20 protein-coding genes are annotated in these 19,461 nt (G+C 65.8%); 6 read left to right on the top strand and 14 right to left on the bottom strand.

Annotated features, from left to right (window positions below):
* Positions 1-144: 144 nt before the first annotated feature.
* Genes ABWW33_RS16960 through ABWW33_RS16950 form a run of 3 tightly spaced genes read left to right on the top strand, consistent with a single transcriptional unit; the run spans position 145 to position 2,675 of the window.
* Entirely contained in the window at positions 145-603 is a 459-nt protein-coding gene (locus ABWW33_RS16960) for a Spy/CpxP family protein refolding chaperone (RefSeq protein ID WP_176651758.1), read from the top strand.
* Between the two features lie 30 nt (positions 604-633).
* Entirely contained in the window at positions 634-1,380 is a 747-nt protein-coding gene (locus ABWW33_RS16955; RefSeq protein ID WP_176651759.1) for a response regulator, read from the top strand.
* The gene (locus ABWW33_RS16950; protein WP_353402942.1) at positions 1,377-2,675 is read left to right on the top strand and encodes a sensor histidine kinase; all 1,299 of its coding nucleotides are present in this window, start codon (positions 1,377-1,379) and stop codon (positions 2,673-2,675) included. The genes ABWW33_RS16955 and ABWW33_RS16950 overlap by 4 nt, the downstream gene beginning before the upstream one ends.
* Here the strand turns inward: ABWW33_RS16950 and ABWW33_RS16945 are convergent.
* From ABWW33_RS16945 to ABWW33_RS16915, 7 genes are all read right to left on the bottom strand, one after another.
* The gene (locus ABWW33_RS16945; RefSeq protein WP_353402941.1) at positions 2,632-3,180 is read right to left on the bottom strand and encodes a GNAT family N-acetyltransferase; all 549 of its coding nucleotides are present in this window, start codon (positions 3,178-3,180) and stop codon (positions 2,632-2,634) included. The two genes, ABWW33_RS16950 and ABWW33_RS16945, sit on opposite strands and share 44 nt — an antisense overlap.
* Complete coding sequence (sppA, locus tag ABWW33_RS16940) at positions 3,180-5,066, bottom strand: signal peptide peptidase SppA (RefSeq protein ID WP_353402940.1); 1,887 nt, start codon at positions 5,064-5,066, stop codon at positions 3,180-3,182. The genes ABWW33_RS16945 and sppA overlap by 1 nt, the downstream gene beginning before the upstream one ends.
* Positions 5,067-5,117: 51 nt before the next feature.
* On the bottom strand, positions 5,118-6,569 hold the full coding sequence (locus tag ABWW33_RS16935) for a sodium:solute symporter (RefSeq protein ID WP_176651762.1): 1,452 nt from the start codon (positions 6,567-6,569) through the stop codon (positions 5,118-5,120).
* Between the two features lie 50 nt (positions 6,570-6,619).
* On the bottom strand, positions 6,620-7,831 hold the full coding sequence (locus ABWW33_RS16930) for an MFS transporter (protein WP_176651763.1): 1,212 nt from the start codon (positions 7,829-7,831) through the stop codon (positions 6,620-6,622).
* A gap of 110 nt (positions 7,832-7,941) precedes the next feature.
* Positions 7,942-9,399: an NAD-dependent succinate-semialdehyde dehydrogenase gene (locus tag ABWW33_RS16925; RefSeq protein ID WP_353402939.1), complete on the bottom strand. Its 1,458-nt coding sequence runs from the start codon at positions 9,397-9,399 to the stop codon at positions 7,942-7,944.
* Positions 9,400-9,441: 42 nt separating this feature from the next.
* Complete coding sequence (locus ABWW33_RS16920; protein ID WP_353402938.1) at positions 9,442-10,122, bottom strand: type 1 glutamine amidotransferase domain-containing protein; 681 nt, start codon at positions 10,120-10,122, stop codon at positions 9,442-9,444.
* Between the two features lie 104 nt (positions 10,123-10,226).
* Positions 10,227-10,835 carry a TetR/AcrR family transcriptional regulator gene (locus ABWW33_RS16915; RefSeq protein WP_353402937.1) on the bottom strand — a complete coding sequence of 203 codons (609 nt, stop codon included), beginning with the start codon at positions 10,833-10,835 and terminating at the stop codon, positions 10,227-10,229.
* A 115-nt stretch (positions 10,836-10,950) separates the two neighbouring features.
* Between ABWW33_RS16915 and ABWW33_RS16910 the strand changes: the two genes are divergently transcribed.
* The 3 genes from ABWW33_RS16910 to ABWW33_RS16900 all read left to right on the top strand — a co-directional run bounded on the left by ABWW33_RS16910 (position 10,951) and on the right by ABWW33_RS16900 (position 12,687).
* Positions 10,951-11,166: a DUF3820 family protein gene (locus ABWW33_RS16910; RefSeq protein ID WP_353402936.1), complete on the top strand. Its 216-nt coding sequence runs from the start codon at positions 10,951-10,953 to the stop codon at positions 11,164-11,166.
* A gap of 179 nt (positions 11,167-11,345) precedes the next feature.
* Entirely contained in the window at positions 11,346-12,371 is a 1,026-nt protein-coding gene (locus ABWW33_RS16905) for a M4 family metallopeptidase (RefSeq protein WP_176651779.1), read from the top strand.
* A gap of 10 nt (positions 12,372-12,381) precedes the next feature.
* Complete coding sequence (locus ABWW33_RS16900) at positions 12,382-12,687, top strand: protealysin inhibitor emfourin (RefSeq protein WP_353402935.1); 306 nt, start codon at positions 12,382-12,384, stop codon at positions 12,685-12,687.
* On the opposite strand, the gene ABWW33_RS16895 is transcribed toward ABWW33_RS16900, so the two are convergent.
* The 7 genes from ABWW33_RS16895 to ABWW33_RS16865 form a co-directional block, all read right to left on the bottom strand.
* Positions 12,684-13,073 carry a PPC domain-containing DNA-binding protein gene (locus ABWW33_RS16895; protein WP_353402977.1) on the bottom strand — a complete coding sequence of 130 codons (390 nt, stop codon included), beginning with the start codon at positions 13,071-13,073 and terminating at the stop codon, positions 12,684-12,686. The genes ABWW33_RS16900 and ABWW33_RS16895 overlap by 4 nt on opposite strands.
* Positions 13,073-13,438, bottom strand: coding sequence for a glutaredoxin (locus ABWW33_RS16890; RefSeq protein WP_176651781.1), 366 nt, complete (start codon positions 13,436-13,438; stop codon positions 13,073-13,075). Before ABWW33_RS16890 ends, ABWW33_RS16895 begins: the two co-directional genes overlap by 1 nt.
* An 81-nt stretch (positions 13,439-13,519) precedes the next feature.
* Entirely contained in the window at positions 13,520-14,098 is a 579-nt protein-coding gene (locus ABWW33_RS16885; RefSeq protein ID WP_176651782.1) for a BPSL1445 family SYLF domain-containing lipoprotein, read from the bottom strand.
* A gap of 42 nt (positions 14,099-14,140) precedes the next feature.
* Positions 14,141-14,914: a hypothetical protein gene (locus ABWW33_RS16880; protein ID WP_353402934.1), complete on the bottom strand. Its 774-nt coding sequence runs from the start codon at positions 14,912-14,914 to the stop codon at positions 14,141-14,143.
* The gene (locus ABWW33_RS16875) at positions 14,874-16,160 is read right to left on the bottom strand and encodes a hypothetical protein (protein WP_353402933.1); all 1,287 of its coding nucleotides are present in this window, start codon (positions 16,158-16,160) and stop codon (positions 14,874-14,876) included. Before ABWW33_RS16875 ends, ABWW33_RS16880 begins: the two co-directional genes overlap by 41 nt.
* Before the next feature lie 96 nt (positions 16,161-16,256).
* Positions 16,257-18,422: a putative bifunctional diguanylate cyclase/phosphodiesterase gene (locus tag ABWW33_RS16870; protein ID WP_176651784.1), complete on the bottom strand. Its 2,166-nt coding sequence runs from the start codon at positions 18,420-18,422 to the stop codon at positions 16,257-16,259.
* Positions 18,415-19,398, bottom strand: coding sequence for an EAL and HDOD domain-containing protein (locus ABWW33_RS16865; protein ID WP_353402932.1), 984 nt, complete (start codon positions 19,396-19,398; stop codon positions 18,415-18,417). The genes ABWW33_RS16870 and ABWW33_RS16865 overlap by 8 nt, the downstream gene beginning before the upstream one ends.
* Positions 19,399-19,461 lie beyond the last annotated feature (63 nt).

The raw sequence follows: 19,461 nt of genomic DNA, 5'->3' as shown, positions 1-19,461 counted from the left end.
ATACAAACTCGCTACAAATCAAGGACTTTGCGTACCTTTCGTTAAACTGCCTTTACATATCTTTACCTCGCCCACATCCTTGCTTCATGATTGCGGCGCACACTGGCCTCGTTGTCTCCCAAATCAACCAAACGAGGACCGAACATGAGTATCTTCAACCGCCAGACCACCGCCGCCTTCCTGCTGGGCGCAGCCATCTTTGCCGGCGCCGGCGCCTTCGCCGTCGAGCGCCACATGGACGGCGCCCATGCAGGGCATATGCTCAAGCACCTGTACGTGGAAGTGGACGCCACCGACGCGCAAAAGGCCAAGATCGAACCGCTGGTGAAAGCCGCCATGGACGATATCAAGCCGCTGCATGAGCAGCTGGGGCAACTCCACAAACAGCTGGCGCAGCAGATGGGCGCGCCAACCATCGACCGCGCCGCGCTGGAAACCACCCGCGCCCAAGGCATCGCGCTGGCCGACCAGGCTTCCAAACGGCTGGTGCAGCTGATGGCCGACGTAGGGGATACCCTTACGCCAGCCCAGCGCCAGAAGCTGGCCGATCACCTGTCGAAGATGCACGGACGCGGCATGCACGGCGGTCCGGGCGCCTTGTGAAGCGGGCAGCCTGACCGTAGAATGGGCCGCATGAATACTGCAGCCGACCGCACCAACGACCGCATTCTGTTGGTCGAAGACGATCCGCGCCTGGCCGAGATGCTCGTAGAGTATCTCGGCCAGGCGTCGTTCCACGTGACCCACGCGCCCAACGGCCGCGAGGCGCTGACGCACATCGCCACCGGCCAGATCGACGCCGTGGTGCTCGACCTGATGCTGCCCGATATGGACGGCCTCGATGTCTGCCGCCAGTTGCGCGCCGTGTCCGACATTCCGGTGCTGATGCTGACCGCGCGCGGCGATGCCATCGACCGCATCATCGGCCTGGAAATCGGCGCCGACGACTATCTGCCCAAACCGTTCGAACCACGCGAGCTGCTGGCGCGGCTGCGCGCCATCCTGCGCCGCCGCGTCGAGCATCGCCCGCAGCCGGAGAACGCCCAGCACGGCGCCATGCATCACCACGCCGACTTCCTGCGCTTCGGCCGCCTGGAGATCGACACGGCGGCCCACGCCGCCCGGCTCGACGGCACGCCCTGCGAACTGACCGCCTACCAGTTCGACCTGCTGCTGGTGCTGGCGCGTCACGCCGGCCGCGTACTGTCGCGCGACAGCCTGATGGAGCTGCTGAAGGGTGAACCGCTGGAAGCCTTCGACCGCTCGATCGACGTCCACATGTCGCGCATCCGCGCCGCCGTCGAAGACGATCCGAAAAAACCGCGCCGCATCATCACCGTGCGCGGCGCCGGCTACCTGTTCGCCAAGGTGCAGGATTGAAGGCCCGTCCACGCTGGCTGGCAAGGCTGGACTTTGGCCTGCCCCGTCTTTACTTCAGCTTTTACGTGGCGCTGCTGCTGAGCCTTGCGCTGTTCGCGATGGCCGTGCTGATGCTGTGGCACCGAACCGGCGGCCCGCTGGAACGCTCCAACGCCACGCTGGCGGTGGTCATGCAGAACATGCTGGCGCCGGCCGACGCGCCGCCTGCGGAGCAGCAGGCCGCGCTGGAACGCGTGGTCGGCAGGCTGGATGCGCACATGACCTTGTACAGCCGCGACTGGACGCCGCTGGCGGTGGTCGGCGAGCAGATCCCGGCGCGTCACTGGCGTCATCAGGACGTAGCCGGTCCGCCGCCCGAATCGTATGTGCGGCTGCCGGACGGCCGGCGCCTGCTGTCGAGCGAACCGCTGGGCTTCACCCGACCCAAGGCCATGCTGCACAACGCCCTGCTGCTGCTTGCGCTGGGCATCGGCATGGCCGCCTTCCCGCTGGTGCGGCGCCTGACCAAGCGGCTGGAGCGGCTGCAGACAGGCGTGGAATCGCTGGGCGCCGGCGACTTGAAGGCGCGCGTACAGATCGAGGGCAAGGACGAGGTGGCGCGGCTGGCGCGCAGCTTCAACCGCGCCGCCGACCAGATCGAGGAACTGGTCGGCGCGCACAAGACGCTGCTGGCCAACGCCTCGCACGAATTGCGCACGCCGCTGGCGCGCATCCGCCTGGCGCTGGAGCTGATCAAGGACGGCATCGATCCGAAACGCCGCGCCGGGTTGGAACAGGACATCGCCGAACTGAATGACCTGCTCGACGAGATCCTGCTGGCCAGCCGGCTGGACGCGGTGGCCGACGACACCGAGCTGGAAGAAGTGGACCTGCTGGCGCTGGCCGCGGAGGAATGCGCGCGCTACGACGGCGCCGTGCTGGAAGGCGAATCGGCCGTCGTCAACGGCGATCCGCGCCTGCTGCGCCGGCTGCTGCGCAACCTGCTGGAAAACGCGCACCGCCACGGCATACCGCCGGCGCAGGTACGCATCGCCAACCAGGACGGCATGGCGAAACTGACCGTATGGGATCTGGGCCACGGCATACCGGAGACGGAATACGAGCGGGTGTTCGAGCCGTTTTACCGCCGGCGTTCGACGCGCGACAACAGCGGCGCGGGACTGGGCCTGGCGCTGGTGCGCCAGATCGCCCGCCGCCACGGCGGCGAAGCGCGCTGCGCCATGATGAACGATGGCCGCAGCAGCTTCGAGATTACGCTGCCGCTGTTGCAGGCCCCAGCTCCAGGGCCAAAATGACGTCGTCGTAATCGGTGTCGCCGACGCGGAAGGTGCGCTGGCCGATTTGCGCAAAGCCGCAGCGCCGGTAAAACGCCAGCGCATTGACATTCCCCGCATAGACGCCCAGCAGCACGCGGCCCGCGCCGCGTGCGCGCGCATGGTCCACCGCCGCATCCATCAGCCGCTTGCCGACGCGCTGTCCGTGAAAGCGGTGCAGCAGGTAGATGCGCTTGATCTCAAGGTCATCCGCGCGCGGTTCGGCCACCGGCAGCTTGGCCGGCGCCAGCACCAGGTAGCCTATCGGCGCCCTGCCCGGCGTGGCTTCCGCCAGCCAGATGCGCATGCCGGCGTCGGCCAGCCAGTCGCGATAGACGGTCGGCGCGTGCTGGCGCTCGCAGTGGGCGATGATGTCGCCGCCATCGAGGATGCCGGCAAACGCTTCGAGGAAGCTGGCCTTGCCCACCGCGGACAAGGCCTCCTCGTCCCCGCGCGCGGCGGCGCGGATGCCGATTTCGCCGTTCATCAAGGCGATTCGCACAGGCAGTGCGTGATCGCGGTGAACGGCTTGTGCGCCACCGTGATATCCGACAGCCAGCCAAGGTCGTTGACGATGCCGCTCGCCACGCTAGGCGGCAGGCCGGTGCTGGCGACGGCGCCGAGACGCAATTGGGCGCCGATCTGCGCGCCTATGCCCTGCGCCACAGCCTGCGCCGTCGATCCGCCTATCATCTCGATGAAGCGGTCGAACTTGCTGGTCTCGCGTTCGATGTAGACCACGCGGTAGTCGTCGCCCAGCTTGGCGCGCTTGGCGGCCGACTTGAGCGCGTCGCGATAGCCGCCCAGCGTGTCGACCAGGCCGCGATCCTTCGCTTGCGCGCCGGTCCACACGCGGCCCTGCGCCACCGCGTCGATTTTTTCCGGCGTGGTCTTGCGGGCTTTGGCGGCGCGCGTGGTGAACTCGGCGTAGACGTGGTTGATGCTGCCCTGGATCACCTGGCCGAAGCGCGGGTCCAGCGGGCGCAGCGGATTGGTGGCGTCGCCCAGCCAGGTGGTCGGCTGGCCGGCGGTGTGGATGCCCAGCTTGTCGATCACCTTGTCGGCGGTCGGCAGGATGGCGAACACGCCGATCGAACCGGTGATGGTGTTCGGGTCGGCGATCACTTCGTCGGACGACATGGAGATCCAGTAGCCGCCGGAAGCGGCCACATTGCCCATCGAGACCACCACCGGCTTGCCGGCGGAGCGCGTCAGTTCCAGTTCGCGACGGATCAGCTCCGAGGCGAAGGCGCTGCCGCCGGGCGAATCGACGCGCAGCACGATGGCCTTGATGCGGTCGTCCTCGCGCGCGGCGCGTATCAGCTTGGAGGTCGAGTCGCCGCCGATGGAGCCCGGACCGGCGGTGCCGTCGCTGATCTCGCCCTGCGCCACCACCACGCCGATGGCATCGCCGGTCAGCTTCGGATGAACGCGGGCCAGGTAGTCGTCGAAATTAATCTGGCGGAAGGTCTTGCCGTCGGTGTCGCGGGCGCCGCGCGCGATCATCATCTGGCGGATTTCATCCTTGGTCTTCAGGCCGTCGACCTGCCTGGCCGACAGCGCCACCTTGGCCAGGTCGCCATTGGCCTCGGCCACCTTGGCCGGCAGGTCGTTGATGGTCTTCATGATCTGACCTTCCGGCAGCTTGCGCGCCTTCTCGACGTCGCCGGTGTAGGACGTCCACAGCGCGTTGTTCAGATACGATTCCGCCTCGGTGGCGGCCTGCGACGGGCCGTTGGCGATGTACGGTTCGCCGAAGCTCTTGTAGGTGCCCACGCGCAGCAGGTTGACCGTCACGCCCAGCTTGTCGAGCGCGTCGCGGTAGTAGTTGCGGTAGCGGCCGAAGCCTTCCAGCAGCACCATGCCCATCGGATGCAGATAGACCTCGCTGGCGTGCGCGGCCAGCAGGTACTGGCGCTGGTCGTAGCTGGAACCCCAGGCCACCACCGGCTTGCCGGCGGCCTTGAAGCGGTCGATGCCGGCCGCCACTTCGCGCAGCATGGCCTGGCCGCCGCCCTCCATCTCGTCGGTCAGCAACACGGCGCCGCTGATGTCGGGATCCTTGGCGGCCGTTTCCAGCACGGCCAGCACGTCGCGCAGCTGCATCATCTTGTGGGTCTCGCCGCCGCGCACGCTGTTGACCAGCGCGTCGCGCGCGTTGGCGCTCGACTGCTCGACCAGTTGGCCTTTCAGGTCCAGCACCAGCGTGGTCTTGGACGACAGCGGCTTGGCGCCGCCGCCGAAGATCGCGTAAGCGAGCACGATCAACAGCGCCAGGAACAGCAGGTTCAGTATCGTGCGGCGGCCGGCGTCCAGCGCCCGCCAGAAGAAAGCAAAACCGCTGCGGATATAGGAAAACGGGGATCTGCTCATCAATACTCCAGGTGATTGCGTAATTTGCAAGAATAATAGCGCATGGCGAGCTTACCGTGCTGGCCTTGGGTGCGAAATCAGCAGCAGGCCGGCAAACACCAGCAAGCCATTCATGATAAGCAGCTCCAGGCCCAGCCGGTAGCTGCCGAAAAGCAATTTCTGATTGATATCAATGACATAGCACAAGCAAGGGCCAGCCAGCGCCACCAGCGGTACCCAGCGGTCGCGCAGCGCGCGGCGGGTCAGGATGCCGAAGGCGAACAGGCCAAGCAATGGCCCATAGGTATAGCCGGTCAGCTTCAATACAAGGCCTATCATGCTGGCGTTGTCCACCCATTTGAACAGCAGCACCAGCAGCAGGAACAGCAGGCAGAAGCCCAGGTGCACGCGATGGCGCAGGCGCACCTGGGCCTCGGCCGCCAGGTCGGCGCGGCGCTGCATGCCGAGGATGTCGATGCAGAAAGTGGACGTCAGCGCGGTCATGGCGCCGTCAGCGCTCGGGAACAGCGCCGACACCAGGCCGATGAAGAACACCAGTTGCACGGCGGCCGGCATATGGCCCATGACGACGGCCGGGAACAGCTTGTCGCCCGTCGCGGCCAGGCCGACGGTGGGCGCGTACAGGGTCAGCAGGCCGCCGAGGAACATGAACAGCACCAGCACCGCCGTCAGCACGACGGTCAGCAGCAGCATGTTCTTTTGCGAATCCCGCAGCGTCCGCACCGAGATATTTTTCTGCATGATTTCCTGGTCCATGCCGGTCATCGCCAGCACGATGAAGAAGCCGGCCAGCACCTGCTTCCAGAAATAGGCGGGACTGTCGACCGAACTGGTGACGACCCGGGCCAGTCCCTGCGCCTGCATTTGCGCCAGGCTGGCGGGCAGGCTCAGGTCCAGCTGCGACAGCAGCCAGCCGGCGCAGATCACCAGGCCCAGCAGCATGCCGGCGGTTTGCAGCGTGTCGGTCCAGACGATGGTCTTGACGCCGCCTTCGTAGGTGTACAGCAGGATCATGGCCAGGATCGCCAGCGTGGTCAGCCAGAACGGCACGCCGAAGCTGTCGAGGATGGTGGCCTGCAGGATGTTGACGACGAGGTACAGCCGCGCCGACGCGCTCAGCGTGCGCGACAGGATGAAGAAGGCGGCGCCGCTCTGGTACGAGCGGCGGCCCAGCCGGATGTCGAGATAGTGGTAGATCGAGGTGAGCTTGAGGCGGTAGTACAGCGGCAGCAGGATGGCGGCGACGGCGATGTAGCCGAGCACGTAGCCGAGGATCACCTGCAGGTAGCCGAAGCCGTCGCGGCCTACGGCGCCGGGCACGCTGATGAAGGTGACACCGCTCAGCGTGGTGCCGACCATGCCGAACGCCACCAGCATCCAGTTGCTGCTCTTGTTACCGATGAAGAAACTGTCGTTGGTGGCGTTGCGGGAAGTGCGCCAGGCCACGGCCAGCAGCAAGGCGAAATAAGCGAAGACGAGGCAGAACAGGGAAACAGCAGACATGAAGGGTATTCCGGCGGCGAGTGATTCAATTCGCCGCCAATATACACTGCTCAGTGCGCCACGGCATGAATCGACTTTTCGCCGCCGGCGCTGGCCGGACGCGGGCTCAAACGGTCGAGGCGGCCGCTCAGCGCGGTCAGGCCCAGCGCGCCCAGCACCACCAGGCCGCCGATCCAGCCGGTGTGCAGCAGGCCCAGGCGTTCGACGATCAGGCCGCCGCCCCAGGCGCCGCCGGCGATGCCGAGGTTGAAGGCGGCGATGTTCAGGCCCGAGGCCACGTCGACGGCGCGCGGTGTGTAGTGCTCGGCCTGCTGCACCACATACACTTGCAGGCCGGCCACGTTGCCGAAGGCCACGGCGCCCCATGCCAGCACGGTCGCCACCATCAGCCACTTGTACGGCGCGGCGAAGGTCACCACCAGCAGCACCGCGGCCAGGCCGAGGAAGATGATTTTCAGCGCCCCGATCGGACCGCGCCGGTCCGCCAGCTTGCCGCCCCAGATATTGCCGACCGCGACGGACACGCCGTACACCAGCATCACCAGGCCGACCGTGTTGGCGCTGAAGCCGGAAATGTCGGTCAGGATCGGCGCCAGGAAAGTGAAGGCGGTGAACGAACCGCCGTAGCCCAGCGCCGTGATCGCATACACCAGCAGCAGGCGCGGCTCGCCCAGCACCTTGACCTGCTGCAGCAGCGAGGCCGGCTTGTTGTGCTTGATCGACGACGGCACGAACAGCAGGCTGCCGACGAAGGCCAGCACGCCCAGCGCGGACACGGCCAGGAACGTCTCGCGCCAGCCGAAGTGCTGGCCGATGAAGGTGCCCAGCGGCACACCGGTCACCAGCGCCACGGTCAGGCCGGTGAACATGATGGCGATCGCGCTGGCCGCCTTTTCCTTCGGCACCAGCGAGGTGGCGATGGTCGAGCCGATCGAGAAGAACACGCCGTGCGCCAGCCCGGTCAGGATGCGGGCGATCACCAGCGATTCATAGCTGGGCGCTTTCCAGGCCAGCAGGTTGCCGAGGGTGAACAGCACCATCAGCGATACCAGCAGCGCCTTGCGCGGCACCTTGCCGGTCAGCGCGGTCAGCACCGGCGCGCCGATGGCCACGCCCAGCGCGTACAGGCTGACCAGCAGGCCGGCCGACGGCAGGTTCACGCCCAGATCGGCGGCGATGGTCGGCAGCAGGCCGACGATGACAAACTCGGTGGTCCCGATGGCAAACGCGCTGATGGTCAGCGCCAGCAAGGCAATAGGCATGACTTAACTCCTGAAAAGTTGATGTCATGCAGTATCGGTACTTTCTTTACTGAGAAAAAGACACGAAAATCGCAAATATATTTGCTGTCAGATCAACAAACTTGAGATGATTACAGACCGCCGAGGCTGACGTACTTCAGGCTCAGGTATTCGTCGATGCCGTGGCTCGATCCTTCGCGGCCTATGCCGCTGTCCTTGACGCCGCCAAACGGCGCCACCTCGGTCGTTACCAGGCCTTCGTTGACGCCGACCATGCCGCTGTCCAGCGCGCGGGCGACGCGGAAGGCGCGGGCCAGCTCGCGGCTGTAGAAATAGGCGGCAAGGCCGAACGGTTCCGCATTGGCAGCGTCGATGACCTGCTGTTCGTCATGGAAGCGGAACAAGGCGGCGACGGGGCCGAAGGTTTCCTCGTGCGCAATCAACATGCCGGCCGTGGCATCGGCGATGACGGTCGGTTCGAAGAAGGTGCCGCCCAGTGCATGGCGCCGGCCGCCGGCCAGGATCCGCCCGCCCTTGGCCTGTGCGTCGGCGACGTGCGCCTCGACTTTTTCCACGGCGGCCGCGTTGATCAACGGCCCCTGCTGGACGCCGGCAACGAAACCGTTGCCCACCTTCAGCGCCGCCACGCGCTCGCTCAGCCTCCGCGCAAATTCGTCGTAGATGCCGTCCTGCACGTAGATGCGGTTGGCGCAGATGCAGGTCTGCCCGCTGTTGCGGAATTTGGCGGCGACGGCGCCTTCGACCGCCTGCTCGATGTCGGCGTCGTCAAACACGATGAACGGCGCGTTGCCGCCCAATTCCAGCGACAGTTTTTTCATCGTCGCCGCCGACTGTGCGTACAGCAGCTTGCCGACGCGGGTCGAGCCGGTGAAGGTGAGCTTGCGCACCCTGGCATCCGCCACCAGCGCGCCGCCGATCGCCGCAGCGTCGCCCGTCACCACGTTGACGACGCCGGCGGGCAAGCCGGCCTTTTCGGCCAGCACGCCCCACACCAGGCCGCAATACGGCGTGAACTCCGACGGCTTGGCGACCACGGTGCAGCCTGCCGCCAGCGCCGGGGCGATCTTGCGCGCCAACATGGAGAACGGGAAATTCCAGGGCGAGATGGCGCCGACGACGCCGACCGGCTCGCGCGTCACCAGGATTTGCCGGCCCTTCCATGGCGACGGGATGATTTCACCATTGATGCGGCGGGCTTCCTCGGCAAACCACTGGATGTAGTCGGCACCGAGCTTCATCTCGGCGCGCGCCTCCGCCAGCGGCTTGCCCTGTTCAAGGGTCAGCAGGCCAGCCAGGTCATCCAGGTTCTCGCGGACGATGGCGGCGATCTTCAGCAGGAAACCGGCCCGCTCGGCGGCGGTCGTCATCGACCAATCGGCGAACGCGGCTTGCGCGGCGTCGATGGCGCGCCGCGTTTCAGCAGCGCCCGACCAGGCGATCGATCCCAGCGACTTGCCGCTGGCCGGATCATCCACGCCATGGACGCGGCGATCGTCGGCCGCCACCCAGGCGCCGTTGATGAAGTTTGCATCCCGCAACCAACCTGAGGACTTGATATGTTCCAGCATGGCACTGCCCTTTCCTTGTTCGTTAGCGTGACGGGCCGTCGCTCAGGCGATCCGTTGCATCAGCAGGCTTGCCGCGGCGGCCGACGATGCCGGGTTTTGGCCGGTGATCAGCAGACCGTCGCGAACCACGTACGAACCCCAGTCCTCGCCCTTGGAATACACGCCGCCGCTGGCCTTGAGTTCGTCTTCGACCAGGAACGGCACCACGTTCGTCAGGCCGACGGCTTCCTCCTCGGTGTTGGTAAAGCCGGTCACTTTCTTGCCTTCGACCAGCGGGCGGCCCGCCGGCGTCTTGACGTGGCGCAGCACGCCAGGCGCGTGGCACACCAGCGCGACGGGCTTGTCGGCGGCGATGAAGGATTCGATCAGCGCGATCGAGTTCTTGTCTTCGGCCAGGTCCCACAGCGGGCCGTGGCCGCCCGGGTAGAACACGGTGTCGAAATCGGCCTGCGTCACGCTGTCCAGGCGCACGGTGGCGGCCAGTTGCGCGGTCGCCGCCGCATCCGCTTCGAAGCGGCGCGTCAGCTCGGTCTGGAACGACGGCTCGTTGCTCTTCGGGTCCAGCGGAGGCTGTCCACCCAGCGGCGAGGCCAGCACCACCTGCAAGCCGGCATCCTTGAAAGCGTAATACGGCGCGGCCAGCTCTTCGAGCCAGAAGCCGGTCTTGCGGCCGGTGTCACCCAGTTCGCTGTGCGAAGTCAGAACCATCAGAACTTTTTTCATGTTGTTTCTCCTTGAATGATTAAAAATAAGTATTACTAGTAGACCAGTCGTCTAGATGACTGGCAAAAAAAAGCATCTCTACAGAAATGCCATGATCCCCCTCCTTAATCAGGGGGAAGATGAAGAATCCTGCGGGTAGTCGACAAGGCCGTCTCGAACGGTTCCATAGTGCGCCCTATCTTCACCATCACGCTGGCGCCCAACCACAGCTGATACAGGCTGTGCGCCGTGCTGTCCGCGTCATCGTCGATGGACAGCGATCCCTCGGCCACCCCGGCCTCGATCGCCCGCGCCAGACGGGTGACGATGCCCGAAGTCCCCCGCTTGAGCGCCAGCCGCATTGCCTCCGACAAGTCCGCCACTTCGGCCGCCAGTTTCACGGCCAGGCATTTGCCCTGGCAATCGAAAAACGATTGCGCCTGCTGCCACGCCTGCCAGTAGTTCATCAGCCGTTGCGCCATCGTCAGGCCGGGTTGCGCCAGCGTGGCGTCGATCTCGGCCAGGTAGTCATCGAAGTAGCTATCCAGCAGCGCCTCGCCAAACGCATCCTTCGACCCGAAATAATGGTAGAAGGAACCCTTGGGCACTCCGGCACCCGTCAATATCTCGTTCAGGCCGACGGCCGAGAACCCCTTGCCAGCCATGATGCGCTGGCCGGTGGCAATGATGTTCTCCCGGACATCTACGGGTTGGGATGCAGTCGCTGTACTCATGGACTGCAATATATCAACGATTAGACCAGTCGTCTAGAGAATTTTGTAAATATTTTTGATGTGGCGAAAGGTAAGATAGCTGCATCAGTAATCCGATTGTGTGCACTCCTATCCCATGAATTCCGAAAAACTTGCCCTGCTGCTGACCCGCGAAATGCCTTACGGTAAATACAAGGGCCGCCTCATCGCCGACCTGCCCGGCCACTACCTGGGCTGGTTTGCGCGCGAGGGTTTTCCCTCCGGCGAGCTGGGCGGCCTGATCGCGCTGATGTACGAGCTCGACCACAACAACCTGCGCGCCCTGCTCGATCCCCTGCGGCCACGTAATTGAATCAGACCGAAATGCGCACAACTCAATAGTCTCCAAAATAAAAATCCATAGCCGAGATATGGCCCTCCTCCGCCATTTCGACGAACCCTGCAGAGATTTTTCCGCGCTGAGCAATCGTGACATCCCAGCAATGGAAACAAGTGTATAAAGACACTATTGCTTTCGCGAAGGAGATCGCCATGTCGTCACAGCCGCTCAACTGCACCTGCTTCATTATCCCGTCGAAAATGTTGCGCAAGCTGGCCGAGTCTGCGGCCGTGACGCCTGCCGAACGTCAGTTGCTGCTGGATCAGTGCGAAATATCGGCCCACCTGCGCGGCCAGCGCTCGGTGACGCCGGTCGCGATGGGTATCGCCTCCGCCGGCGAGAAGCGCCGCACCGTCTACGACGCCAGGCACAAGTCCACGCTGCCCGGCAAGCTGGTGCGCGGCGAAGGCGCGGCGGCCGTGGCCGACGTCGCCGTCAACCAGGCGTATGACGGCGCCGGCGCCACCTACGACTTCTACCGCGAAGTACTGAAGCGCAACTCCATCGACAACAAGGGCTTGCGCATCGATTCCACTGTGCATTACCAGAACAAGTTCAACAACGCCTTCTGGAACGGCCAGCAGATGGTCTACGGCGACGGTGACGGCAAGCTGTTCCTCGGCTTCACCGGCGCCATCGACGTTATCGGCCACGAGCTGACCCACGGCGTCACCCAGTATGCGGTGCCCGGCGGCCTGGTCTACGAAAACCAGAGCGGCGCGCTGAATGAATCGATCTCCGACGTGTTCGGCAGCGTGGTCAAGCAGTGGGCGCTGAAACAGAGCGTCGAACAGGCCGACTGGCTGATCGGCGCCGGCCTGATGGCTCCCGGCGTCGGCAAGGCGCTGCGCTCGATGGCCGATCCGGGCAACCGGGAACTAACCTGGTCCGGCGACGATCAACCCAAGACCATGGCGGGATATGTGGAAGGCGGCGACGTCCACACCAACTCCGGCATACCCAACCACGCGTTTTACGCGGCGGCCGTCGCGCTCAAGGGCAACTCCTGGGACAAGGCGGCGCCGATCTGGTACAAGGCGCTGGGATTGCTGACGTCGAACGCCACGTTTGCCGACATGGCCAAGGCCACCACCCAGGCCGCCACGTTGCTGTACGGCGCCGATTCGGCCGAGCAGCACGCGATACAGGCCGCATGGAAAGTGGTGGGCGTCGTTTAAGGAGAATGAGATGCTGTTGAAGTTACGATGTACCGGCGGATTTACCGGCCCCGCCGGCGCGCAGACGCGCACGCTGGACCTGGCCCGGCTGCCGAAAGACCAGGCGGCCGAGCTGCAAAACCTGATCCATGCGACGGATTTTTTCGCGCTGCCGCCTGCGCTGACCAAGTCGGCGCCGAAGTCCTGGGATTTTCAATACGACCTGGAAGTCTGCGAAGACGGCAAGCAGCCGCACTGCGTGCGCTATCACCTGGACGAAGCGCCGGCGCCGCTGAAGGAGCTGACGGAAAAGATCAACGAAACCGATCCGGACTAGGCTATCTTCAATTCCGGATAACCGGTGCGCGGGTCCAGCTCGCGCGTGAAGCGCTGGCCGGGCAGCAGCGCCAGCAGCAGCTCCGCCGTGGTGCGCACCAGGCAGCCGGCGCAGACGTGGCCGCCCAGCACCCGCCCCTGCGCATCCGACACCGACATGTGCAGGTGCGCGCCGTCGGCCGAGATCGATCCGGCCACGGTCAGGATTTCCAGGTCGCCGCGCAGTTCGTCGGGCTGCGGCACGCCCGCATAGCGCAGCTGCGCCACGTTCAGGCTGCCGATTCCCTGCAGCACGAAGCCGGCCTCGTGGCCGCTGGCCAGCAAGGCCGCCACCACCGAGGCGCGCAGGTCGTCGCCGGGATTGAGCCGCAGCGCCAGCGTTTGCATCACGCCACCATGCGCGCGAATTCGCCCTGGTCGACCAGCTTCTGCAGGTCGGTGGCGCCGCCGATCAGCGTGCCTTTTACAAAGATCATCGGGAAGGTCGGCCAGCCTGTCCACATTTTCAGCGCGATGCGCGGACGCCATTCGGTGAAGTAGTTGCCGTAGTCGAGGTAAGCGTAAGGCGTGCCCAAGCCGTCGAGGATTTTGCGGGCCTTGCGCGGAAACGGATTGAGTCCCATGCCGACCACGACGACGGTGTTGGCCGCCACGGCCGCCTGCACTTCCGCCACCAGGTCGCGGTGGTAGCCGCTGACATAGTCGCGTACGGCCGGGTGGATATGTGCTTCGTCGAGGATGTTACGGCTCATCGGGGTATCCCTGTGGTCAAAAACCATAGGTTAGCCGCAACCAGCGCGGCGGCAAAGCCTTTTCCGCGCCGGCCGCCGGGATTACAGCTCCAGCTTGGAGATCTTGGTGCCTTCGAGATTCAGGTTGGCCATCAGGCCGGCGTTGGTCAGCACCAGCGCCTGCACCGGATTGTTGGCGGTGGTGGTGTCGATCTCGCCGTTGGCACCCACTTTCAGCAGCGCCACCGAGCCGTCGACGCCGGCGGTCCAGCCTTTGCTGTTGCGGAATTTATCCAGCGCATCCTTGGTCATGAACAACAGCACCACGGCCTTCGACTGCGCGCCGGCCTGGAAGCCGACCGACACCGACGCCACGCTGTAGTAATCCACCGTCTGGCTGCCGCTATGCAGCACGCCCTTGCCGTACTCGCCGCCCACCACCAGGCCGGCCGCCAGCACGCGCGGGAACACCAGCACGCCGTTGGCCTTGCGCACCAGCTCGCGCGAACCCTTCACTTCCGAATACAGCCGCTCCAGCGTGCTGTGGGCGCCCTGCTCGATCTCCGTGCGGACCGCCGCGGAATCGGCCTTGCCGGACGTGGTGGTGGTAGTGCAGGCGCCCAGGCCCAGGCCAAGCGCCAGGGCGATCGTGGAACGAAGCAGGAAAGTACGTTTTTGCATGGCAGTCTCCAAAATGTGCCGCAGTTGCGGCGTGGCAAACTATTAATTGATTATAAACTCGAGTCGCCCTTCCTCAGCGCACGCCTGACTGCTCTGCCCGGCTTGTTCGAACGCCGAGCACAGGCGATTGCCCTGCGGATCTTCCAGCCTCGGGTGCACGCGCAACAGATAAGTACCGGGACGCCAGGCCGGCGCCGGCGTAAAGCGCCACTCGCGCTCGCCGGACAGCAGCCGGGCCGCACCGGCCACGCGCCGGCCATCCGGTCCCTGCAGCGCGATCAGCGGCGCCGCATCGCCATCGAGCGCGGTGGGAAACGCGACCCGCAGCGGCTGCCTGCTACCCCGTTTGACAGCATGCACCGTCCAGCGCTGGGGATCGATGAGCTGCCGCAAAGGTGGCGCCACACGCCACTGTTTTTCCACCACCCGGCCCAGTTGCGCGTCGGCTATGCGCAGGCGCACGGCCTGGCCGGCGTGCAGCGCCGTCCCCAGCGCCAGGTTCGGGCCGACGCCGGTCTTGATGCGTCCGGGATGCAGCAGCAGCGCCACCGCCCTGCCGTCCGGGTCGGCCAGCGGCAGGTCGAGGAAGGCGCCGTCGATGGGGACGCCGGCGCTGTCGAGCAGGACCACGCGCCGGATGTCCAGCGGCGCGGACAACGGCGTGTCGAGATGCAGCTCGATGCGCAGCAGGTTTTCCGGCACTTCCGGCCCCGACGGCGTGACCAGCACGCCGGCTATCACCAGTCCCGGCAGCAGCAGCGCCAGCACCCCGGCGCTAGCGCGCCAGTTCAGGATAGCCCTCCAGGCCGCGCGCATATTTGTGGAAATCGCGGAACTTGTCGCCGTCCGGATATTTGTAGTCGGGGAAGTCGTATTCGTTGACGAAGTCGCTCAAGCGCAGATAGGCACCCTTGGGGATAGAGACCAGCTGCATATTGCCGCCGGCATCCTCGCGCCGCAGCGCCAGCAGCAGCCCGGCGTTCAGGTTATCGATGCGCATCACCGGCGCCAGCGGCGTCATCATCCCTTTCACGCCGAGATAAGGCTTGGCCGGCCAGTCGATCGGCGTGGTCACGCCGGGCGCGCCGGCGGCAGCGCCCAGGTCGGACGCCGTCATCAGGTCGGCCGAGCGGCTGGAATTGGCCAGCAGCGCATACTCGACGTCGCCCTGCCTGAAGGTGACCAGGCCGTTCGGCGCGCTGCCCCAGCCCATCTCCCCCACCGTCTTGGCGACGATGTGGGCGCCGTCCTTCAGGTCCTTGAGCGGGATGATCACCAGCGGCGTGCAGGTGTAGGCGGCCAGCAGCGACGGCTCGCCTGCGATGGTCATCACCGCCATGCTGCGGATCGGCGCCCGCGTCTCGATCTCGTTGTGCACCGGATGGTACATCTCGATGGTGGTGGCCTGGGCCTTGCCGCTGAACGGGTAGTCGTACACCCGCAGGGTCGAGGCGAAGCTGCGGTTGGACAGGCCAGCCACGTAGAGCTTGTTCTGGTGGAAGCGCATGTCCGTGACGGTCAGCGTTTGCGCCGGCAGGTCGCGCCAGAAGGCCAGGTCGGCCGAGGGCGCGTCGGTGATCGCGGCCGAGCTGGCGCTACTGACCGCCTTGGCCAGGTCGAGCCGCGCCACCTTGCCGCTAGCGTCGATGCTGACGATGGCCGGCGACGACTTGCCCTTCCCTGCCCGTACCGTCAGCGCGACAAAGGCCAGTTCGCTGTCGGGCTGCACCACCAGGTCCTCGAAGCGCAGTGCCGACGGGGCCACGCCGAGCGCCCTGGCGATTGGCGCCTGCACGTCCATCAGGTTGAAGGTCTTGCCGGCCGCCTTGGCCGGCGCCGCGACCGGCAGCGCGTAGATGCGCGCACCCTTCCAGTCGGCCACGAACAGGGTGCCGGCGTCGCCGAAGGCGAGCTTGGTGGCGGACTGCATGGCGGCAGGCGCCGCATGGCCGGCGGCCGCCACGCAGCCCGCCAGCAGCACGGCCGCCGCACGGGCCGCTATCGGGCGCCGGATGAACCGCGATACGAAAAGAAAAACGGGAGTGCGAGCCAGCTGCTGCATGTGAGCCTCCGATGGTGGTCGCCGAAAAATCAGCTTGACCAGCCTAGCACCCGCTCCGCTCAGCGTCCATCCGCCTTAGGGAGGGCCGCACAACGCTCAGCGGCCGCCGAACGCCAGCCGTTTGCCTTCGCGCAGCATGCCGGCGAAGTCGGCCGCCGGTATCGGCTGGCTGAACAGATAGCCTTGCAGCTGGTCACAACCGAGCTCGCGCAGGAAGCTCATCTGCTCGGCCGTCTCCACGCCCTCGGCCACGATTTCCTGGCGCAGCTGCTGCGCCATGGTGACGATGGCGCGCGCGATCGCGCAATCGTTTTCTTCGTAAGGCAAGCCGATGACGAAGGAACGGTCGATCTTCAGCGTGCTGATCGGGAACTTCTTCAGATAAGCCAAGCTTGAATAGCCGGTGCCGAAGTCGTCCAGCGCCAGCGCCATCCCCATCGCCACCAGCTCGTTCATGATGGCGATCACATTGTCGGTGCCGCGCACCAGCAGGCTCTCGGTGATTTCCAGGTTGATCTGGTCCGGCTGCACGCCGTGCCGCTCCAGCACCGCCGCGATGCGCTTGGGCAGCTGGCTGTCGAACTGCCGCGCCGACAGGTTGACGGCGATGGGCGGCATGATCAGGTTGGCGTCCTTCCACTCGCGCACCTGGCGGCAGGCTTCCTCCAGCACCCAGGTGCCGAGGTCGAGTATCAGCCCGGTCTCTTCCGCCACCGGGATGAACACGCCCGGCGACACCAGCCCGCGCACCGGATGGCGCCAGCGCAGCAGCGCCTCGGCGCCGACGATGCGGCCGCTGCGCAGGCTGACCTTGGGCTGGTAGTACAGCATCAGCTCGTTGTTGAGCAACGCCTGCCGCAGCTCGCTCTCGATGCGCAGGTGCTCCTTGGCGCGCTGGTTCATTTCCTCGCTGTAGAACAGGAAGCCGGACTCGATGTTCTGCGCGGCCTTGCTCATCGCCACGTCGGAGTAGCGTATCAGGGTCGGCACGTCGGTGCCGTCTTCGGTGTACACGGTGATGCCGATGTGCGCGCCCACCTGCAGGCTGTGCGAGGCCAGCACGATCGGCTGCGCCAGCGCGGCCAGCAGCTTTTGCGCGACGATGGCGGCGTGCTCGCGCTTCTCGATATGCAGCAGCGCCACGGCGAACTTGTGGCCGTCGAGCCGCGCCAGCACGTCGGCCTCGCGCAGCGACAGGCGGAACAGGCGGCCGATCTCGCACAGCAGGTCGTTGCCGATGTCGTGGCCCAGCGTGTCGCTGATGGCGCCGATGCGGGTGATGTCGATGACCAGCAGCGCGCCGTGTTCCTTCGAGCGCTTGGTCTCGGTCAGCGCCTGGCTGACCAGCTGGTTCAGCAGGCACAGGTTGGGCAGGCCGGTCAGCGAGTCGTAGTTGGCCATGCGCTGCATGCGCGCCTCGGCGTCCTTGTGCACGCTGATGTCGGAAAACAGCGAGAAGGTATGGCTGATCTTGCCCTGCTCGTCGCGCACCACGCTGATGGTCACCGACTGCGGGAACAACTCGCCGTTCTTGCGCTTGCCGATGATCTCGCCGCGCCACGGACCCTCGCCCTGCATCGCCGAGCGCACCTTGGCGCGGAACTCGGCGTCGTGCACGCCGGAGCGCAGCAGGTCGGGCGTCTTGCCTATCGATTCTTCCGGCGTGTAGCCGGTGATGCGGGTGAACGAGGAATTGATCGAGACGATGCGTTCATGCGCGTCGGTGATCAGCACGCCCTGGTCGCTGTCTTCGATGATGCGGGCGTGCAGGTGGATCTTGTCCGCATCGGACAGCGCCTCGTCCACCTGCGCCAGCCGCACGAGCATGCCGACCGGATCGCCGGCCTCGTCGTGGCGCAGCGTGATGTGCAGCTGGACCCAGATGATTTCGCCGCTCTTCTTGCGACGCCGCACTTCGGTGTGGGCGCCGCCGTATCCACCTTCCTTGCCGTCGTCCTCGAAAAACAGTTCGGCGATATTGCCGTCGTCGTCGTCCTCGGCGTACAGGAACAGGATGTGCTGGCCCAGCGCCTCGGCGGCCGCGTAGCCGAACATCTGCTGCGCGCCAAGGCTCCATGCGGTCAGGTAGCCGGTCAAGTCCAGCTCCAGCACGGCGTCGCCTGCATCGGCATCCGGCTCGGCCAGCCCGCGCGCCTCGGCCAGCGCGGCGTCCAGCGCGGCCAGCGTGCGTGTCAGCGCCTCGCCCGATTCGCTGCGGGCTTGCTGGCTCAGTGCGAGGCAACGCTCGATCGCGTCACGCATGGGCGGATCCCGTCTTGCCGGCCGCCACGCCCTGCATCCACAGGTAGGAGTCGGCAAGTATCTGGTTGAAGCTGTCGGGCTCGATCTGCAGCGCCTGCAGGCATTCGGTCAGGCAGGCGGCGTCGCCGCGTTCGGCAGCCTCCACCACGCACAGCAGCTGGCCCAGTTCGCCGTCGCGCATCAGCAGCGCCTGCTGCACCGCCTCACTGATGGTCAGCGGCTGCAGCACCTCGGCCAGCGGGATGCCGAACAACACGCCCAGCAGCGAGAACATGCCGGTCATGAAAGCCTGCTCCTGATGCGATTTGTCCTGCCCGGCTGCCTTGGCCAGCAGCTCCATGGCGCGCGCCCGCACCGACACCCGCGCCAGCAGCATGGCCGAGCGCTGGTCCGCTTCGCGCGACGAGAACAGCATCAGGTTGAGCCAGCGCCGCAGCTGCGAACGCCCGAGTATCAGGATGGCCTGCGAAAAACTGGTGACGCGGCGGCCGGTGCCCATGCCCAGCGAATTAACCAGCCGCAGCAGGTGGTAGGACAGCGTCGGATCCTGGCGCAGCAGCGCTTCGATTTCGTGGGTGTCGGCGTCGGCCGAGACCAGTTGCACCAGCTTCATCGCCAGCGCGCGCGAGGCGGCCTGGTTGCCGACCGGCTTGGGCGGGGGCGCCAGGAACCAGTCGCCCTCGACCCAGGCGACCGCCGCCGGCAGGTCGGCGCTCCAGGCGCTGTCGACGCGTTGGATCTTGTCGGCGGTCAGCGGTTTCCAGCCGGCCTCGTCAAGCACCTGGTGGACGGCGTCGGCCTGGCCGGCGCGGTAGTAGCAGCCCATGCTGCCGCCCGCCAGCTCCTGCAGGGCGGCCAAAGGCACCGCTTCCGGCTGCTCCAGGCCTGCGACATCGAACAGCAGCGCCGCCGGAGTACCGTGACGGTCGGCCAGGGGATGCAAGAACACAGGTGGCATGGCGGTCGAGGCGGTCATGATATTGTTCCAGCGAAAGCAATCTGCGATCCCGCTATGGTACTCCGAAATTATTGGCATTTG

The organism is Duganella hordei (assembly GCF_040369125.1).
Classification (GTDB): Bacteria; Pseudomonadota; Gammaproteobacteria; order Burkholderiales; family Burkholderiaceae_D; genus Rugamonas; species Rugamonas hordei.
This window is presented reverse-complemented; position numbering and strand designations above follow the sequence as displayed.

Bases quoted from the DNA above. Each gene is read 5' to 3' on its own strand.
- sppA (WP_353402940.1), bottom strand. From the start codon at position 5,066: ATGAGCAGATCCCCGTTTTCCTATATCCGCAGCGGTTTTGCTTTCTTC.
- ABWW33_RS16925 (WP_353402939.1), bottom strand. From the start codon at position 9,399: ATGCTGGAACATATCAAGTCCTCAGGTTGGTTGCGGGATGCAAACTTC.
- ABWW33_RS16875 (WP_353402933.1), bottom strand. From the start codon at position 16,160: ATGCAGCAGCTGGCTCGCACTCCCGTTTTTCTTTTCGTATCGCGGTTC.
- ABWW33_RS16955 (WP_176651759.1), top strand. From the start codon at position 634: ATGAATACTGCAGCCGACCGCACCAACGACCGCATTCTGTTGGTCGAA.
- ABWW33_RS16935 (WP_176651762.1), bottom strand. From the start codon at position 6,569: ATGTCTGCTGTTTCCCTGTTCTGCCTCGTCTTCGCTTATTTCGCCTTG.
- ABWW33_RS16870 (WP_176651784.1), bottom strand. From the start codon at position 18,422: ATGCGTGACGCGATCGAGCGTTGCCTCGCACTGAGCCAGCAAGCCCGC.
- ABWW33_RS16885 (WP_176651782.1), bottom strand. From the start codon at position 14,098: ATGCAAAAACGTACTTTCCTGCTTCGTTCCACGATCGCCCTGGCGCTT.
- ABWW33_RS16865 (WP_353402932.1), bottom strand. From the start codon at position 19,398: ATGACCGCCTCGACCGCCATGCCACCTGTGTTCTTGCATCCCCTGGCC.
- ABWW33_RS16960 (WP_176651758.1), top strand. From the start codon at position 145: ATGAGTATCTTCAACCGCCAGACCACCGCCGCCTTCCTGCTGGGCGCA.
- ABWW33_RS16920 (WP_353402938.1), bottom strand. From the start codon at position 10,122: ATGAAAAAAGTTCTGATGGTTCTGACTTCGCACAGCGAACTGGGTGAC.
- ABWW33_RS16890 (WP_176651781.1), bottom strand. From the start codon at position 13,438: ATGAGCCGTAACATCCTCGACGAAGCACATATCCACCCGGCCGTACGC.
- ABWW33_RS16900 (WP_353402935.1), top strand. From the start codon at position 12,382: ATGCTGTTGAAGTTACGATGTACCGGCGGATTTACCGGCCCCGCCGGC.
- ABWW33_RS16910 (WP_353402936.1), top strand. From the start codon at position 10,951: ATGAATTCCGAAAAACTTGCCCTGCTGCTGACCCGCGAAATGCCTTAC.
- ABWW33_RS16880 (WP_353402934.1), bottom strand. From the start codon at position 14,914: ATGCGCGCGGCCTGGAGGGCTATCCTGAACTGGCGCGCTAGCGCCGGG.
- ABWW33_RS16945 (WP_353402941.1), bottom strand. From the start codon at position 3,180: ATGAACGGCGAAATCGGCATCCGCGCCGCCGCGCGCGGGGACGAGGAG.
- ABWW33_RS16895 (WP_353402977.1), bottom strand. From the start codon at position 13,073: ATGCAAACGCTGGCGCTGCGGCTCAATCCCGGCGACGACCTGCGCGCC.
- ABWW33_RS16915 (WP_353402937.1), bottom strand. From the start codon at position 10,835: ATGAGTACAGCGACTGCATCCCAACCCGTAGATGTCCGGGAGAACATC.
- ABWW33_RS16930 (WP_176651763.1), bottom strand. From the start codon at position 7,831: ATGCCTATTGCCTTGCTGGCGCTGACCATCAGCGCGTTTGCCATCGGG.
- ABWW33_RS16905 (WP_176651779.1), top strand. From the start codon at position 11,346: ATGTCGTCACAGCCGCTCAACTGCACCTGCTTCATTATCCCGTCGAAA.